Source organism: Oceanobacillus caeni (assembly GCF_042678465.1).
GTDB classification, from domain to species: Bacteria; Bacillota; Bacilli; order Bacillales; family Amphibacillaceae; genus Oceanobacillus; species Oceanobacillus caeni.
Window position 1 is genome coordinate 140,607 of record NZ_JBHTKV010000004.1, and the last position, 16,790, is coordinate 157,396.

The following is a 16,790-nucleotide window of genomic DNA, read 5'->3' on the forward strand; positions in this document are numbered from 1 at the left end:
AAAGGAAGAAATGGGGATGAGTAATAAAAATATTGTTTCAATTGAGGATCGAATTCCCAAATTAAAACAAGCCCGTAAGAAAAAAGCTAACCGACGTTTGATTTTTTATCTATCAATCTTTTTCTTCTTGATTTCAATTATTGTTTATTTGCAATCACCATTAAGTCATGTTAAAACAATAAATGTTCAAGGTAATGTGCATACAACGGATGAGGAAATAATAAACTTATCTGAAATTACTGCTAAAACGAATATTTGGATGGTTAATTTTGATGCCATTGAAAAGGCAATAAAAACAAATCCTATCGTTAATGAAGTAGAAGTTAATCGTAAGCTTCCTTGGACTGTTTCAATTGAAATAACAGAACATAATGTAGTTGGTTATGTAAAAGAAGAAAGGAAATACTATCCAATTTTAGCTAATGGGGTATCATTGAAGCAAGAAGGACAGGATACATATCATGGTAACTCACCAATGTTAATCGGCTTTACAGAGGATGAGTATTTACAACGGATGGCTGAAGAATTAAATAAATTACCCAAAAATATAACAAATCTCATCTCTGAAATTCATTGGGAACCAACTGACAATAATAAAAATAAAATCCAACTTTTTATGACAGATGGATACATAGTTGATGGAACGATTCGAAATTTTTCTGAGAAAATGGTAGTTTATCCTTCGATAGTTTCTCAATTAGAACCAGGTGTTGATGGGATTATCCATATTGGTGTGGGTGTATATTTTGAATCTTTTAATGATGAGTCTGAAGAAACGGATGAAACAGAAGAATAAGATTCTATTTTGTACACTAAGAATGAGCGATTGTGAGTTTTTCTAAAAAGCCCAAAGTAATTCTAAAAATTTGATTTAACGAATAATCTTTCAATCTATTAAAATATATGTATATAGGAATATTTTTCTTGAAATTTAAAGGAATCCAGTTTTTTTTGTGGAAATAGTACCTATATATATCTATTTTAGTCGAATGAACAAAGGCGGAAGCGCCCGTTTAGCGACGTACGGACTGGACTGAGCCGTAGGAGATAAAGGAAACACGACGAACGGAGTAAGTCGATGTTGACTTTCACCGCAAGGGTATAAGTGCGACTAAGCCTCTGGTTTCACCATCGGCAAGTCTTCTTTATCGTACGGAGGTGAAGGAAGTCTCGCTAGTCGCTGGGCGCTGGAGCCGGACGTGGCTGTTCTTTAACAACTAGTTATCCACAGTCATAAATTTTATAATTTCCTAAGCAATGAAAGTAGGATTGTATGAAATGTACAATTATATGATCCATTTTGTATGGATGTGTTGAATTTGGAGGTGCCTTTCTTTGAATAATAGTGAAATACTAGTAAGTCTTGATATAGGAACATCAAAAATTAAAGTTATAATTGGAGAAGTTTTAAATGATTCTTTAAATATTATTGGTGTAGGTACAGCAAAATCTAATGGAATGAAAAAAGGTGCAATTGTTGATATTGATCAAACAGTGCAATCCATCAGAAATGCTGTCGAACAAGCTGAACGCATGGTTGGCATGCATATCGAAAGGGTTGTTGTTGGTATAAACGGAAACCACATCGATTTACAGCCATGTCATGGTGTTGTAGCGGTTCAAAGTGAAGATCGTGAAATTACGGATGAAGACATTAGAAGAGTAATTGACGGTGCACAAGTAGTTTCCATTCCACCAGAGCGTGAGATTATTGACGTCATACCTAAGCAATTTATAGTAGATGGATTAGACGAGATTACTGATCCAAGAGGGATGATCGGTGTTCGCTTAGAAATGGAAGGAACGATTATTACTTGTTCAAGGACCATTTTACATAACATTCTTAAATGCGTGGAACGTGCTAATTTAGAAGTATTGGATATTTGTTTACAACCTCTTGCCACTGGTACGATAGCACTTTCACCCGATGAAAAAAATATGGGTGTAGCTTTAATCGACGTTGGTGGTGGTTGTTCTACCATTTCCGTTTTTGAAAATGATTATTTACAAGGTTCAAGTGTTGTTAGCCTTGGTGGAAATAATATTACCAAAGATATATCCATTGGTTTACGTACTACGACTGAAGAGGCTGAAGATGTTAAATTAAATTATGGTCATGCCTTTTATGATGATGCACAAGAAGATGAAACTTTTGAGGTTTCTGTGATCGGAAGTAATCAAAGAGAAACATACAATCAGCTGGAAATTTCTGATATGATAGAAGCAAGAATGGAAGAAATTTATGCTTTTGCTGAACGTGAAATTCGTAAAATGGGATATCAGGAACTACCGGGAGGTTACGTGTTAACTGGAGGAACAATGGCAATGCCAGGTGTATTGGAATTAGCTCAGGATTTATTCCATTCTAATGTTCGTATTGCAATTCCGGATTATATCGGTGTTAGAGAACCCCAGTTTACAGCTGGAGTAGGAATTCTACAATTTGCTTACCGAAACGCAAAAATTCAAGGTAAAGAATTATACCCAGCTGTTCGAAATGACATGGACGAGCCTAGTCCTAAACGTCATACGAAGCAAGCAAATACTGAGCAACCGAAAAGGAAAGAGAAAAAAGAAAGTGGGAAAGTTAGTAGTTTATTCAAATGGTTTTTTGATTAAACTCTTGAATGTTTAAATCTATAAAACTCGTGAGATTTGCGTAGAAATTAGGAGGAACGAAAATGTTAGAGTTTGATACAAATATGGATGAATTAGCGACGATAAAAGTTATCGGTGTCGGCGGCGGCGGTAATAACGCTGTTAACCGAATGATTGAACACGGTGTGGAAGGTGTTGAATTTATAGCTGTTAACACAGACTCTCAAGCACTTAATTTATCTAAGGCCGAGTTAAGAATTCAAATTGGCGGTAAACTTACTAGAGGATTAGGAGCGGGTGCGAATCCTGAAGTTGGTAAGAAAGCAGCTGAAGAAAGTAAAGAACAGATCGAGGAAGTTTTACAAGGTGCGGACATGGTATTTGTTACTGCTGGTATGGGTGGTGGAACAGGTACAGGTGCCGCTCCGGTTATTGCACAAGTTGCAAAGGATTTAGGAGCTTTAACGGTTGGAGTTGTAACAAGACCTTTTTCATTTGAAGGCAGAAGACGTTCGACCCAGGCGATTTCTGGTATTGAAGCTCTAAAAAATGCTGTTGATACGTTAATCGTTATTCCAAATGATCGTTTGCTTGAAATTGTTGATAAAAACACACCTATGTTAGAGGCTTTCCGTGAAGCTGACAATGTATTACGACAAGGTGTTCAAGGGATTTCAGATTTAATTGCAAAACCAGGTTTAATTAACGTTGACTTTGCAGATGTAAAAACAATTATGTTCGATAAAGGTTCGGCATTAATGGGGATTGGTATCGCAACAGGAGAAACACGTGCAACAGAGGCTGCGAAAAAAGCAATTTCTTCACCTTTATTAGAAACTTCAATCGATGGGGCACACGGTATTTTAATGAATATTACTGGTGGAACAAACCTAAGCCTATATGAAGTACAAGAGGCCGCTGATTTAGTAACTTCTGCTGCGGATAAGGAAGTAAATGTTATTTTTGGTTCCGTTATTAATGAGAATTTAAATGATGAAATTGTTGTTACAGTAATTGCAACTGGTTTTGATGAGTTGAATAAAAAGCCAGAAATGCCATCTAAGCAACAACGTCCAACCTTAAATCAAAAACAACATGCAGCAACTAAAGAAGAAGCGCCTATCCAACAACAACAGCAACAACAAAGAGAGCAAGTTCAACGTCCAAGAATCCAAGAAGACGATGAACTGGATATACCAACATTCTTAAGAAATCGAAATAGAAATAGAAGATAATTTACCTCTAAAAGCAGACGACTTATACTCGTTTGCTTTTTTTATAAGGAAATTTAGCTTATTAGATCTATTCTTAAGAAATGCCCCGCTCCAGCTCTAGCTCCAGCGACTAGCAAGATTTTCTACACCTACGTACATCCCCTTTGTTCATTCAATAAACTTTCCTTCGACAATTTTTTTATCCCACCGAAACGGTTAGTAAGACTCCCACCTCAAGCTTCTAGGGAAACAAAGAAGGTGGGAGACCGACTCCCCTTGGATGAAGGACCATATGCTCCTTCTAAACCTACTTATTTCATTCCTCCGACAAACTTTTCGATAACTAGTTAAAATTAGCTTTGTTCTGCATACAAGAAGTGACAGACTTTGCTTAATATATCGGATATACTTTTCAGTAAATCTAACCAATTAGAACATACAAAATTAAATGTTAAGGAGAAACCATCTTTTATAGAAGGAAGAATAAAATGGAAATATATGTAGATGCGGTTTGGGCACTCAACTTCTGTTTAGATTTCATGTTACTTTTATTAACTAAAGCCCTAGCAAGAGATGATACTAAAACAAGACGAGTTATTCTTGGAGCATTCATTGCTTCTTTAATTGTTCCAATAACTTTATTTTATCCGAATTCCTTTATTACTGGTTTGATTGGAAAAATTATATATTCTCTTCTTATTATATTTTGTTCTTTTGGTTTTATAACAATTTATCGTTTTTCTAAACTAGTTTTATTGTTTTATTTTACGACCTTTGCTATTGGAGGTGGACTTGTAGGGTTACATTTTCTATTTTCTAATCCAATATCCATGTCTTCTAGCGGATTCATTACGTATAACAATGGTTATGGTGATCCGGTAAGTTGGCTATTCGTATTCATTGGATTCCCTTGCGTATGGTATTTTACGAAGAAACGTATGGACAAGCATGCTTCTGAAAAAATCCGTTATGATCAACTTTATTCTGTATCCATTAAAATGAAGGATAAAAGCTTTTCGACTATGGGATATATTGATAGTGGAAATCAATTAGTAGATCCATTATCGAAAAAGCCAGTTATTATTTGTGATCAAATATTTTTAAAAAAATGGTTTACAGAAGAAGAATGGCTTAGTTTGAAAAATGCGTATGAAACATTTGATATGGAAAAGATTCCTAAAGATTGGGAAAGTAGTATTCAAGTTCTTCCTTATCAAGGAGTACAAGGGAATAATATGTTTCTTTTCGCGTTACGACCTGAACACTTAATTGTGTATTATGGAGAACAACAAATTAAAACTCGCAAACTATTAATTGGGATTCAATTTGCGGAGCTTACGAAGGATAATAGTTATCATTGTTTACTTCATCCTCAAATTATTCAATTAGCTACCATTAATACTGCATAAAAAGGGGAGATAAGGTGTGAAATTTTGGAAGCTACGATTACATTTACGATTAAAGTGGTATAAACTACTGATTCGTTTGGGGCTTAAATCAGACGAAATCTATTATATAGGAGGAAGTGAAGCACTGCCACCACCCCTATCTAAACAGGAGGAGCAAGAATTACTTTTGCTATTACCAAAAGGGGATAAGTCAGCACGTTCTATTCTAATAGAACGAAATTTACGATTAGTCGTGTATATTGCCAGAAAGTTCGAAAATACGGGCATAAATATTGAGGATTTAATCAGTATAGGTACTATTGGACTGATTAAAGCAGTTAACACATTTAACCCAGAAAAGAATATTAAATTGGCAACTTATGCATCGAGATGTATAGAAAATGAAATTTTAATGTATCTACGTAGAAACAATAAATTAAAATCAGAAGTTTCTTTTGATGAACCTCTTAATATTGATTGGGATGGAAATGAATTATTATTATCCGATGTTTTAGGTACAGACGATGATATTATTACAAAAGGTTTAGAATCCGATGTTGACAAGACCTTATTGAAAACCGCTTTATCCAAACTGAATGATAGAGAGAAACAGATTATGGAGTTGAGATTTGGATTAATAGGAGAAGAAGAAAAAACACAAAAAGATGTTGCTGATATGTTAGGGATTTCACAATCATATATTTCTCGTTTAGAAAAGAAAATAATTAGGAGACTGAAAAAAGAATTTAATAAAATGGTTTAGCCTTATTTCACAAAGGTTTTACAGTAATTGGTATTTATTTCAAAAATCTGTTACTGCATAAAAACCCTCCCTGGGGGAGATACTGTCCTTGAACAGCATCACCATCTGGGAGGGTTAACATATGACTAGACATAAAGTTGAGATATGTGGTGTTGATACATCCAAGTTACCAGTACTCACCAATGAAGAAATGAAAAAATTATTCATCAGAATGCAACAAGACGGAGATATTTCCGCACGTGAAGAGCTAGTAAATGGAAATCTCAGATTAGTACTTAGTGTAATACAGCGGTTTAACAACCGTGGGGAATATGTAGATGATTTATTCCAAGTAGGTTGTATTGGATTGATGAAATCCATTGATAATTTTGATTTAGGACATAATGTAAGATTTTCTACCTATGCTGTTCCCATGATAATCGGAGAAATTAGAAGATATCTCCGAGATAATAATCCAATAAGAGTATCAAGGTCGTTAAGAGATATTGCCTATAAGGCTTTACAGGTTAGGGAGAAGTTGATTAATAAAACTTCAAAAGAACCTACACCAGCAGAAATTGCCGAAGAAATGGGTATCCCACATGAAGACATTGTTTTTGCTATGGATGCAATTCAAGACCCTGTGTCATTATTTGAACCTATTTATAATGATGGAGGAGATCCGATATTTGTAATGGATCAAATAAGTGATGAAAAAGATAAAGATTCTACATGGGTTGATAAGCTTTCATTAAAAGAAGGTATGCATAAACTTAATGAAAGAGAAAAAATGATATTAAATAAACGCTTTTTTCAAGGTAAAACACAAATGGAGGTTGCTGATGAAATTGGTATTTCACAAGCCCAGGTATCTAGGCTAGAAAAAGCAGCCATTAGTCAAATGAATAAACAGATGTTTGAAGGATAAAAAGGGAGAGGTTTAATACCTCTTCCTTTTTTGGCAGGTAGGAAAGTATAAAAATCTTTCCCGTCTACATAAGTGCAACTAAGGCATTCGCCCAAAAGCATGGCGAATGCCTTAGTTCTAATGGTTTAGGGAAAATAACTTACTTATTGTTGGAATACCAAGTCACCTTCGTCTTTCGCTGAACGATGCTAGTTTCCTAAGAGCTTTTTACTTATAGGGCAAGTTTTCTAATATAAATACTTGTTAGTGCATATAGTGTAATAAGGTGGGTGATTTGTATGGTTACTTTAACAGAATTACAACTAAAAGAAGTCATTCTAATGGAAGACGGGCGAAGGTTGGGGAATATAGCGGACCTTGAAATTAATCCTAATACCGGGAAAATTGAGGCAATCATTTTATTTGTAAAAGACAAAAAAGGTAATTTTTTTAGTAAATCGGATGAACTTATCATTGCATGGAATCAGATTGTTCGTATCGGATCAGATGTTATATTAGTTAGAGAAGCAAATGGTCCGCTTTTACTAACCCAATGACATTTAATAGCAAATTTTTCAGTAAGATATGATAAAATATAACAAATAAAAGATTTCGGGAGGATAATAATGTCTGAAGTTTTTCAACAAAAAGACCAATCTTTTTTACAAATTGAAAAATGGCGTCAATTAAATGAAAAATTAATAGTAGGTTTTACAACTAGAAATGGAGGAGTAAGTGATCCTCCATTTCAGTCACTTAACCTTGGATTGCATGTTCCCGATAATCAAGAAGATATAATAAAAAATAGGGAAACTTTAGCTAATAAGTTAAACATACCTCTTGAAAATTGGGTTGCTGGTGAACAAGTACATGATACTGCAGTACAATTGATAACAGTAGACGATAAAGGCAAAGGATCACGTGATTATTCTAATTCGATTCATGGGGTTGATGGATTAATTACTGGTCATAAAGGTATTCTACTTACCGCATTTTTTGCTGATTGTGTCCCACTATTCTTTTTTGATCCCGTTACTGAAATGATTGGGATTGCACATGCTGGATGGAGAGGGACAGTTAATGGAATGGCAAGGTCAATGGTACAAGCCATGAAAGATCAGGGAGTCAATGAATCGAATCTCTTAGTTGTAATTGGGCCATCTATTTCCCAAGAAATGTATGAGGTAGATGAAAAGGTTATAGACAACATAGAAGACAAGATTCGCCAAAAATGTGTAGTACCTAGTAGAAATAAACGGTATTTATTAGATTTAAAGAAATTAAATGTAGAAATCCTTTTACAAAGTGGCGTATTACGTCATAATATAGATGTGACAAATTATTGCACTTATAAAGATAAATCGTTATTTTTCTCTCATCGAAGGGATAAGGGAAAAACGGGGAGAATGTTAGGTTTCCTTGGGATTATATCTTAATACAAGAGAGATCCTTTTTGAACACGTAATACTAGGGGGATTATGGATAACAATGGATGTAGTTTCAAATTTAAAAGAAATTCAAGAAAATATAAAATTGGCTTGTGAAAAAAGTAATCGGAAAATAGATGAAATAACGGTTATTGGTGTAACGAAATATGTTACAATAGAACGAGCGGAGGAGACAATTGACGCAGGAATTAAAAATCTTGGTGAAAATCGTAATGAAGGATTTATAGAAAAGCATGAAGTCATTGGCAAAAAGGCTACATGGCACTTTATTGGAACATTACAAACTCGAAAAGTAAAAGACATTATTGAAAAAATAGATTATCTTCATTCGCTTGATCGTCTATCTTTAGCAAAAGAGGTAAATAAAAGATCCGAAAAACCTGTGAATTGTTTTGTGCAGGTGAATGTTAGCGGCGAAGAGTCTAAACACGGACTAGCACCTGAAAACGTCTTAGACTTTATTGAAGAAATTAAAAATTACGAAAACATCTATGTCGTTGGCTTAATGACCATGGCACCTCATATTAAAGACAGAGAAAAAATAAAAGAAGTTTTTAAACGGTTGGCAAAATTAAGGGATCAAATTAGTCAGAAAAATTACTCACACGCTCCTTGTCATTATTTATCTATGGGTATGAGTAATGATTATGATATTGCAATTGAAGAAGGTGCAACCCATATAAGAATTGGAACGAAATTAGTTGGAAATTGATTTAAAAACATTGGATAGAGCTTGGTGAATACGATAAGCATTAAGATAGTTTTATACTTTCCAATCTGCTAATAATAAAATGGGGTGAAAGGCTTGAGTATTAAAAATAAGCTGAAAAGTTTCTTTGTAGAAGAAGACTACGAGTACGAATATGTAGACGAAGAGGAAATTCCGGAAAATAAATTTGTGGAAAAGCAAAAGAAAAACCAAAATGTCGTTAGTTTAGCAGCTATTCAGCAACCTAATTCTAAAGTAATTCTTTGTGAGCCGAGAACATATAACGAAGCACAAGAAATTGCAGATAATATTGTAAGTAAACGTGCTGTTGTAATAAACTTACAAAGGGTTGATCGAAATCAAGCTAAACGAATTGTGGATTTCCTAAGTGGTACTGTTTATGCTTTAAATGGAGATATTCAAAAGCTAGGTTCCGAAACATTCCTATGTACACCTGAAAATATTGATGTATCTGGCACGATAACAGATACTTTAATTAATGAAGATGACTATGATAAAGGATGGTAGTAGATGTATCAGTTGTTACAAATTTTAAATTTAGCCCTCAATATATATAGTTGGGGAATTATTATTTATATTTTCATGTCCTGGTTTCCAGAGGCAAGAGAATCTACTTTTGGGGAACTCCTAAGTAAAATTTGCGAACCTTATTTAGAAGTATTTCGAAGATTCATACCACCGCTTGGGATGATAGATTTTTCACCGATTATCGCAATCTTTGTTTTGCATATGGCTAGAGTAGGGTTATTTGAATTCTTTAGAATGTTCGTATTCTAAAAAGTAAATGATGTGATTTTAGGAGTTTACAATGGATATATACCAGCATTTTCGAAAAGAAGAACATGGATTTATCGATCAAGTCCTGTCATGGAAAGAGCAAGTTGAAAGAACATTTAGCCCAAAATTAACAGATTTCCTTGACCCTAGAGAACAACAAATTATTGAAATGCTGATCGGAACGAATCATGATGATTTGAAATTGTCATTTTTCGGTGGCAGTAATCATAATGAAAGAAAACGAGCGATTATTGCTCCATTTTATGAAGAAATTACACAAGAATCTTATCAGCTTAGTCTGCTACAAGCTAACTACCATGAAAAATTTATCACCCTGGAACATCGCGATGTAATGGGAACATTTTTGTCATTAGGCATTAAAAGAAAAAAATTAGGTGACATTTTTGCAGGGAATGGAAAAATTCAAATTGTAGTAGCGAAAGAAATTTCTACATATGTTCTAACAACTTTACACTCTATCAAGAAAGCTAACATAACGTTTGAGGAAATTCCGTTAATTCACTTCATTCAAATGAAAAACGAATGGACTGAATCCGAAAAAACGGTATCCTCGTTACGTTTGGATGCAGTTTTAAAGGAAATTTATCATATTTCTAGGAAAGATTCAGCTGAATGTATAAAAAAGCAACTTGTTAAAGTGAATTATAAGGTTGTGGAAGAAGTTAATTTTCCATTACAAGAAGGTGACTTAATTTCACTCCGTGGTAAAGGTAGAAGTAAGATAGTAAAAATGAATGGTCAATCAAAAAAGGAAAAATGGAAAATAACGATTGCTATTTTAAAGTGATTTTATATTTTTTGCAGGATAAAGGAATTTTTTGTCGAATAATAAAACTAGATTAAACTATTTTTAGTAACGTATTTTATTTACTTTAAGGAGGTGGCCAATGTGCCATTAACACCACTAGATATTCATAATAAAGAGTTTACGAAAAGTTGGCGGGGTTATGATGAAGATGAGGTCAATGAGTTTTTAGATCAAGTTATTAAAGACTATGAAATGGTTATTAGAGATAAAAAAGATTTACAGGAAAAGCTAAACCAATTAGAAGAGAAATTGGGTCATTTTACTAATATAGAAGAAACCTTAAATAAATCCATATTAGTCGCTCAAGAAACAGCTGAAGAAGTAAAGAACAGTGCTACCAAAGAGTCCAAATTAATTATTAAAGAAGCAGAAAAAAATGCGGACCGCATAATAAACGAAGCACTTAGTAAATCACGCCGAATCTCCATCGAAGTGGAAGAACTTAAAAAACAGGCTAAAGTTTTCCGTACACGATTAAAGATGTTAGTTGAGGCGCAATTAGAAATAGTTCAAACCGACGATTGGGACAAGCTTTTTTCAGAGGAAATGAGCGAAGAGCTTGAATTAGTTGAAAATAAATCTTAAATCTTGACGAATAAGAATATATTACATATAATTCTTAAAAAGGTTTTAAAAATGTGTGTTCAAAAAGGAAACTGGACTTTTTGAATAACCGCTAAAAAAGTTGAAATACGTTGAAGGAGACAGTATAAAGGCAAAATTACTGTTTAGCGATCTAGGGATGGTGGAAGCCTAGAGAGTAATGCTTTTAGAACATCACTCCAAAGTATCCATTATGAAACAAAGTAATTTTGGACGTGTTATTCCACGTTACGGAAATTGAGTGAATTTAAAATAACGTTTATTTTAAATTTATAAGGGTGGTACCGCGAGTCTTCTCGTCCCTTTTTGGGATTTGAGAGGGCTTTTTTTAACAGGTAAGAAAATTAATCTTTCACTATGTATAATTGAATTAGGACATTTGCTAAAGTTTATTTCTTTTCAGCAGACAAACTAAATAAGGAGGAAACCAAATGGATTACAAAGAAACGCTATTGATGCCGAAAACAGCATTTAAAATGCGTGGAAACTTACCAAATAAAGAACCTAAAAGACAAGAACAGTGGGAAGAAAATAACATATATGAGAAAGTACAAGAAAGAACGAAAGGAAGACCTTCATTCGTTTTACACGATGGCCCACCGTACGCTAATGGTAACTTACATATCGGGCACGCGATGAATAAAATCTTAAAAGATTTTATTATTCGTCATAAATCCATGACTGGCTATCATGCACCATATGTCCCAGGATGGGATACACATGGTTTACCTATTGAAGTGGCTTTAAGTAAGGGTAAAAAAGTAGATCGTAAAAAATTAAGTACCGCCGAATTTAGACAAATGTGTGCAGAGTACGCATTAAGACAAGTTGATGGGCAACGTGAACAATTTAAACAATTAGGTGTTCGTGGGGATTGGGATAATCCTTATCTGACCTTAACAAAAGATTTCGAAGCGGCTCAAATTCAAGTATTTGGTGAAATGGCTAAGAAAGGGTATATTTACAAAGGATTAAAACCTGTTTATTGGTCCCCTTCATCTGAATCTGCTTTAGCCGAAGCAGAGATTGAATACTATGATAAAAAATCACCTTCTATCTATGTTGCTTTTACGATTCAAGATGGGAAAGGCGTTCTTGAAGAAGGCGATAAAATTGTTATCTGGACAACTACACCATGGACCATCCCTGCAAACTTAGGTATTAGTCTCCATCCTGATATAGAATATGTTCGTGTACAAGTTGGAGACAACCGCTTCGTTGTTGCACAGGAATTATTAGAAACCGTTGCAGCAGAACTTGATTGGGAAAATCCAGAAGTTGTTAAAACTTTTAAAGGAAAAGATTTAGATAGAGCAGTAGCTAGACATCCGTTCTATGATCGTGATTCTATTGTAATGCTAGGTAAACATGTAACAACTGATGCAGGTACAGGCTGTGTTCATACTGCTCCAGGCCATGGGGAAGATGACTTTTATGTTGGTAAAGAGTACGGTTTAGAAGCTCTATCACCATTAGATGATAAAGGTGTATTTACGAAAGAAGCGCCTGGATTTGAGGGACTATTTTACGACGATGCTAATAAAGCTGTTACCGAGAAACTTGAAGAGGCTGGGGCTCTATTAAAACTAGGATTCATTAAACACTCGTATCCTCATGACTGGCGTACGAAGAAACCTACTATTTTCCGAGCAACATCACAGTGGTTTGCATCGATTAAAGATTTCAGACAAGATATTTTAGATGAAATCAAGAAAATTAACTGGTACCCAAGCTGGGGTGAAACAAGACTTTATAATATGGTCCGTGATCGCGAAGACTGGTGTATTTCTCGTCAACGAACATGGGGTGTACCAATCCCAGTATTTTATGGGGAAGATGGGACACCGATTATTACGGACGAAACGATTAATCATGTTTCTAAATTATTTGCTGAACATGGTTCCAATGTTTGGTTTGAAAGAGAAGCGAAAGATTTACTTCCAGAAGGCTTTACATCCGAACATAGTCCAAATGGTAAATTTACGAAAGAAACAGATATCATGGACGTATGGTTTGATTCAGGTTCTTCTCACCAAGCAGTTTTACTTCATAGAGAGGGACATAGAAGACCAGCTGATGTTTACCTAGAAGGTAGTGACCAGTATCGTGGTTGGTTCAACTCGTCTATTTCTACAGCTGTTGCAGTTACTGGACATGCACCATACAAAAACATCGTAAGTCATGGTTTTGCTCTTGACGGGGATGGACGTAAAATGAGTAAGTCTCTTGGTAATGTTATATTACCGTCTAAAGTATTAAAACAATATGGTGCAGATATTTTACGTCTTTGGGTAGCATCTGTAGACTACCAAGCTGATGTACGTATTTCTGATGATATATTAAGACAAATCTCTGAAAGCTATCGTAAAATCCGTAACACGTTCCGATTCATGCTTGGCAATTTAGCTGATTTCGATCCTAAGACTGATCTTGTTCAAGAAGAAGATTTAGAAGAAGTGGATCGTTATATGCTAAACCGACTACAGAAATTAATTTCCTCAGTTCGTGAAAGTTATGATAGATTCGAGTTTTCTCCAATCTATCATAGTATTCATAATTTCTGTTCTGTTGAATTAAGTTCTTTCTATTTAGACTTTGCAAAAGATATTTTATATATCGAAGCGAAAGATAATAAACGTAGAAGAAGTTTACAAACAGGTTATTATGAAATTCTTAAGTCTTTAGTTCAACTACTTTCACCAATTATCCCGCATACAGCGGATGAGGTATGGGAATTTATTCCTGGAGTAGAGGAAGAAAGTGTTCAATTAACGGATATGCCTGAGCCAAGAAAAATTTCTAATTTCAATGAAGAAAAATGGGATCAATTTATGAAGATTAGGGATGATGTACTAAAAGCTTTAGAAGAAGCTCGTAATAATAAAGTGATTGGTAAATCTTTAGAATCTAAGGTAACGATTGTCCCGAAAGACAACGAAACAAAAGAAGTATTAAATTCTATGGAACATTTACATCAACTGTTAATTGTATCAGAGGCAGTTGTTGCAGAATCCGCTGAAAATGCGAAGGAATATCGCTATACGGATGTTTTTGTTGAAAAACATCCTGCAGAAACTTGTGAACGTTGTTGGGTTTCCTCGGACACGGTTGGCGAGGATCATGATCATCCACATCTATGTACGCGTTGTGCAAGTATTGTTAAAGAGAACTATAGTGCATAAAGGAAATAAAAATACTCTCCATTATGGAGAGTATTTTTTAACAGTTAGGAAAGATATAAAAATCTTTACGTCTATATAAGTATAACTAAGGGACCTAACCTAATAGTGAATGCCAAGTTTTCTAATCCTATTCGACGATGGTTCTCTCACACTTGAAAATAAATGGATTAACATATAAGATGAAAAAGAACTTTGTATAGAATCGAGGGATGATGAGATGTATTGGTATTACATCATAGCTCTTTTCCTTATTGGAATGGATCAATTAACAAAATGGCTTATAGTTCGATCTATGGAAATCGGTGAAAGTATACCTATCATCGATGGCTTTTTTTACCTTACGTCACACCGAAACCAAGGTGCAGCCTGGGGTATCTTACAAGGGAAAATGTTGTTTTTCTATATTGTAACAGTAATTGTCATTATCGCTGTCGTATATTACATGAATAAATTTGCTAAAACTGATAAATGGTTAGGATTAGGGTTAAGCTTTATATTGGGTGGAGCACTTGGTAATTTTATTGATCGCATATTTCGAAAAGAAGTAGTAGACTTTTTTGATTTTTACATAATAAATTACAATTTTCCAATTTTCAATATTGCAGACTCGGCACTAACAATCGGTGTTATTTTTGTTATTATTGCTACGATTCTTGATGAAAGAAAGAAAGGAAGAACAAATAAATGAGTTCTTTTCGTCATATTATTACAGAAGAGCAAGCTAAAAAAAGAATAGATAAAGTTTTATCTGAACTTAACCTTGAAAATTCGCGTTCCCAAGTACAGTCCTGGATTCAAGATGGTTATGTAAAGGTGAACGGGATACAAGTAAAAGCAAATTATAAATGTCAACTTGATGATGAGCTTTCATGGGAAATCCCTGAAACAGAACCGTTAGAGTTAATACCAGAAGATATTCCTTTAGATATTATTTATGAAGATAGTGATTTGCTTGTAGTTAATAAACCAAAAGGAATGGTAGTCCATCCATCTGCTGGTCACCAAACAGGTACACTCGTTAATGCACTCCTTTATCATTGCCAAGATTTATCAGGTATTAATGGAGTAGAAAGACCAGGTATTGTTCATCGTATAGATAAGGATACAAGTGGTTTATTAGTAGTAGCTAAAAATGATCTATCCCATACTAATTTATCCGAACAAATGGCTTCAAAAACGATTAAACGTAAATATGAAGCAATCGTACATGGCCAAATCCCACATGAAACAGGTGTAATAGATGCACCGATTGGTCGAGATCCTAAAGATCGTCAGAAAATGGGGGTTGTTGATAAAGGAAAACCAGCTGTTACCCATTTCACAGTACTTCAAAGCTACCCAGACTATTCCCATATTGAATGTCAATTAGAAACCGGTAGAACACACCAAATACGGGTCCATATGAGATATATTGGTTTCCCGCTTGTAGGGGATCCAAAGTATGGTCCTAGAAAAACATTAGAAACAGATGGTCAAGTTCTTCATGCCAAAATTCTTGGGTTCCAACATCCAAGGAAGAATGAGTGGATGGAATTTGAAGTGGAGCCGCCAGAATCCTTTATAAAAGTATTACATTATATTGAAAAAATATATTGACATGTTAACTAAAGTTTGAAATAATAATAACAGTTAAATAAGACCTTTTAACAATAGTCCTGTGAGGCTAGAAAAGGAATCGTGAATCATAGACAAGTGTATTCATTATAAAATGGATAAGTCTATCGAAGTGAATCCTTTACCTCATGGTAAAAGGATTTTTTCGTTTCCTAGAGTACAAAAGGGAGTGAGTTATGTTGAAGAAAAAAGCAGATATTTTAGATGAAGCTGCGATGAATCGGGCTTTGACTCGGATGTCCCACGAAATACTAGAAAAGAATAAAGGTGGAGAAGAACTTATACTAGTAGGGATTAAAACAAGAGGAGTTCCAATTGCTAAGCGACTTCAAGATAAAATAAAACAAATTGAATCGATTGAAGTTCCAGTGGGCGAAATTGATATTACCTTATATCGAGATGACTTAGAAAAGGTTTCAACGAATTCCGATCCTGAAATTAAGTCAGCAACGATTGATGAAGATTTATCTGGAAAAAATGTAATCTTAATTGATGATGTTTTATACACGGGGAGAACTGTACGGGCTGCGATGGATGCAGTTATGGATATAGGAAGACCTGCTTTAATTCAGTTAGGGGTATTAGTAGACCGTGGACATCGAGAGTTACCAATCCGAGCTGATTATGTAGGAAAAAATATCCCAACATCAGAAAAAGAAATTATTGTTGTACAATTGAATGAAATCGATGGAGATGATCGAGTATCGATTTATGAAAAATAAAGAACAAAGGCGCAAGCGCCCGTTTAGTGACGTATA

17 protein-coding genes and 1 other annotated feature are annotated in these 16,790 nt (G+C 34.5%); all 17 genes read left to right on the plus strand.

The features are described 5' to 3' along the window. Positions 1 to 16 precede the first annotated feature (16 nt). Complete coding sequence (locus tag ACFQ18_RS05130; RefSeq protein WP_047186362.1) at positions 17 to 796, plus strand: cell division protein FtsQ/DivIB; 780 nt, start codon at positions 17 to 19, stop codon at positions 794 to 796. Positions 797 to 1,335: 539 nt separating this feature from the next. Further along, entirely contained in the window at positions 1,336 to 2,619 is a 1,284-nt protein-coding gene (gene ftsA, locus ACFQ18_RS05135; protein ID WP_204797809.1) for a cell division protein FtsA, read from the plus strand. A 62-nt stretch (positions 2,620 to 2,681) separates the two neighbouring features. Next, complete coding sequence (gene ftsZ, locus ACFQ18_RS05140; protein ID WP_047186360.1) at positions 2,682 to 3,833, plus strand: cell division protein FtsZ; 1,152 nt, start codon at positions 2,682 to 2,684, stop codon at positions 3,831 to 3,833. A 467-nt stretch (positions 3,834 to 4,300) separates the two neighbouring features. Then, complete coding sequence (spoIIGA, locus tag ACFQ18_RS05145; RefSeq protein ID WP_204797808.1) at positions 4,301 to 5,221, plus strand: sigma-E processing peptidase SpoIIGA; 921 nt, start codon at positions 4,301 to 4,303, stop codon at positions 5,219 to 5,221. 16 nt (positions 5,222 to 5,237) lie between these two features. Beyond that, a complete protein-coding gene (gene sigE, locus ACFQ18_RS05150) occupies positions 5,238 to 5,963 on the plus strand; it encodes an RNA polymerase sporulation sigma factor SigE (protein WP_047186358.1) in 726 nt (241 codons plus the stop codon). Between the two features lie 121 nt (positions 5,964 to 6,084). Next, positions 6,085 to 6,870, plus strand: coding sequence for an RNA polymerase sporulation sigma factor SigG (gene sigG / locus ACFQ18_RS05155; protein WP_047186357.1), 786 nt, complete (start codon positions 6,085 to 6,087; stop codon positions 6,868 to 6,870). A gap of 278 nt (positions 6,871 to 7,148) precedes the next feature. Further along, positions 7,149 to 7,406: a YlmC/YmxH family sporulation protein gene (locus ACFQ18_RS05160; RefSeq protein WP_060667905.1), complete on the plus strand. Its 258-nt coding sequence runs from the start codon at positions 7,149 to 7,151 to the stop codon at positions 7,404 to 7,406. Positions 7,407 to 7,475: 69 nt separating this feature from the next. Continuing rightward, entirely contained in the window at positions 7,476 to 8,285 is an 810-nt protein-coding gene (gene pgeF / locus ACFQ18_RS05165) for a peptidoglycan editing factor PgeF (protein WP_047186355.1), read from the plus strand. A gap of 52 nt (positions 8,286 to 8,337) precedes the next feature. Beyond that, positions 8,338 to 9,009 carry a YggS family pyridoxal phosphate-dependent enzyme gene (locus ACFQ18_RS05170; protein WP_047186418.1) on the plus strand — a complete coding sequence of 224 codons (672 nt, stop codon included), beginning with the start codon at positions 8,338 to 8,340 and terminating at the stop codon, positions 9,007 to 9,009. A gap of 93 nt (positions 9,010 to 9,102) precedes the next feature. Continuing rightward, positions 9,103 to 9,534, plus strand: a complete 432-nt coding sequence (locus ACFQ18_RS05175; protein WP_047186354.1) for a cell division protein SepF — start codon at positions 9,103 to 9,105, stop codon at positions 9,532 to 9,534. 3 nt (positions 9,535 to 9,537) lie between these two features. Continuing rightward, positions 9,538 to 9,804: a YggT family protein gene (locus ACFQ18_RS05180; RefSeq protein WP_204797807.1), complete on the plus strand. Its 267-nt coding sequence runs from the start codon at positions 9,538 to 9,540 to the stop codon at positions 9,802 to 9,804. Between the two features lie 31 nt (positions 9,805 to 9,835). Next, the gene (locus tag ACFQ18_RS05185) at positions 9,836 to 10,612 is read left to right on the plus strand and encodes a YlmH family RNA-binding protein (protein ID WP_047186352.1); all 777 of its coding nucleotides are present in this window, start codon (positions 9,836 to 9,838) and stop codon (positions 10,610 to 10,612) included. 102 nt (positions 10,613 to 10,714) lie between these two features. Continuing rightward, positions 10,715 to 11,218, plus strand: coding sequence for a DivIVA domain-containing protein (locus ACFQ18_RS05190; protein ID WP_047186351.1), 504 nt, complete (start codon positions 10,715 to 10,717; stop codon positions 11,216 to 11,218). A 101-nt stretch (positions 11,219 to 11,319) separates the two neighbouring features. Further along, positions 11,320 to 11,543: a binding site (T-box leader), on the plus strand. A gap of 124 nt (positions 11,544 to 11,667) precedes the next feature. Further along, complete coding sequence (gene ileS, locus ACFQ18_RS05195) at positions 11,668 to 14,418, plus strand: isoleucine--tRNA ligase (protein WP_047186350.1); 2,751 nt, start codon at positions 11,668 to 11,670, stop codon at positions 14,416 to 14,418. 217 nt (positions 14,419 to 14,635) lie between these two features. Continuing rightward, the gene (gene lspA / locus ACFQ18_RS05200) at positions 14,636 to 15,106 is read left to right on the plus strand and encodes a signal peptidase II (RefSeq protein ID WP_047186349.1); all 471 of its coding nucleotides are present in this window, start codon (positions 14,636 to 14,638) and stop codon (positions 15,104 to 15,106) included. Then, the gene (locus ACFQ18_RS05205) at positions 15,103 to 16,014 is read left to right on the plus strand and encodes an RluA family pseudouridine synthase (RefSeq protein WP_047186348.1); all 912 of its coding nucleotides are present in this window, start codon (positions 15,103 to 15,105) and stop codon (positions 16,012 to 16,014) included. The genes lspA and ACFQ18_RS05205 overlap by 4 nt, the downstream gene beginning before the upstream one ends. Positions 16,015 to 16,211: 197 nt before the next feature. After that, a complete protein-coding gene (gene pyrR / locus ACFQ18_RS05210; protein WP_047186417.1) occupies positions 16,212 to 16,754 on the plus strand; it encodes a bifunctional pyr operon transcriptional regulator/uracil phosphoribosyltransferase PyrR in 543 nt (180 codons plus the stop codon). Positions 16,755 to 16,790 lie beyond the last annotated feature (36 nt).

Coding starts and splice junctions, on each gene's coding strand:
- ftsZ (WP_047186360.1), top strand. CDS start 2,682: ATGTTAGAGTTTGATACAAATATGGATGAATTAGCGACGATAAAAGTT.
- sigG (WP_047186357.1), top strand. CDS start 6,085: ATGACTAGACATAAAGTTGAGATATGTGGTGTTGATACATCCAAGTTA.
- spoIIGA (WP_204797808.1), top strand. CDS start 4,301: ATGGAAATATATGTAGATGCGGTTTGGGCACTCAACTTCTGTTTAGAT.
- lspA (WP_047186349.1), top strand. CDS start 14,636: ATGTATTGGTATTACATCATAGCTCTTTTCCTTATTGGAATGGATCAA.
- ACFQ18_RS05185 (WP_047186352.1), top strand. CDS start 9,836: ATGGATATATACCAGCATTTTCGAAAAGAAGAACATGGATTTATCGAT.
- pgeF (WP_047186355.1), top strand. CDS start 7,476: ATGTCTGAAGTTTTTCAACAAAAAGACCAATCTTTTTTACAAATTGAA.
- ACFQ18_RS05205 (WP_047186348.1), top strand. CDS start 15,103: ATGAGTTCTTTTCGTCATATTATTACAGAAGAGCAAGCTAAAAAAAGA.
- ACFQ18_RS05170 (WP_047186418.1), top strand. CDS start 8,338: ATGGATGTAGTTTCAAATTTAAAAGAAATTCAAGAAAATATAAAATTG.
- ileS (WP_047186350.1), top strand. CDS start 11,668: ATGGATTACAAAGAAACGCTATTGATGCCGAAAACAGCATTTAAAATG.
- ACFQ18_RS05180 (WP_204797807.1), top strand. CDS start 9,538: ATGTATCAGTTGTTACAAATTTTAAATTTAGCCCTCAATATATATAGT.
- ACFQ18_RS05130 (WP_047186362.1), top strand. CDS start 17: ATGAGTAATAAAAATATTGTTTCAATTGAGGATCGAATTCCCAAATTA.
- ACFQ18_RS05160 (WP_060667905.1), top strand. CDS start 7,149: ATGGTTACTTTAACAGAATTACAACTAAAAGAAGTCATTCTAATGGAA.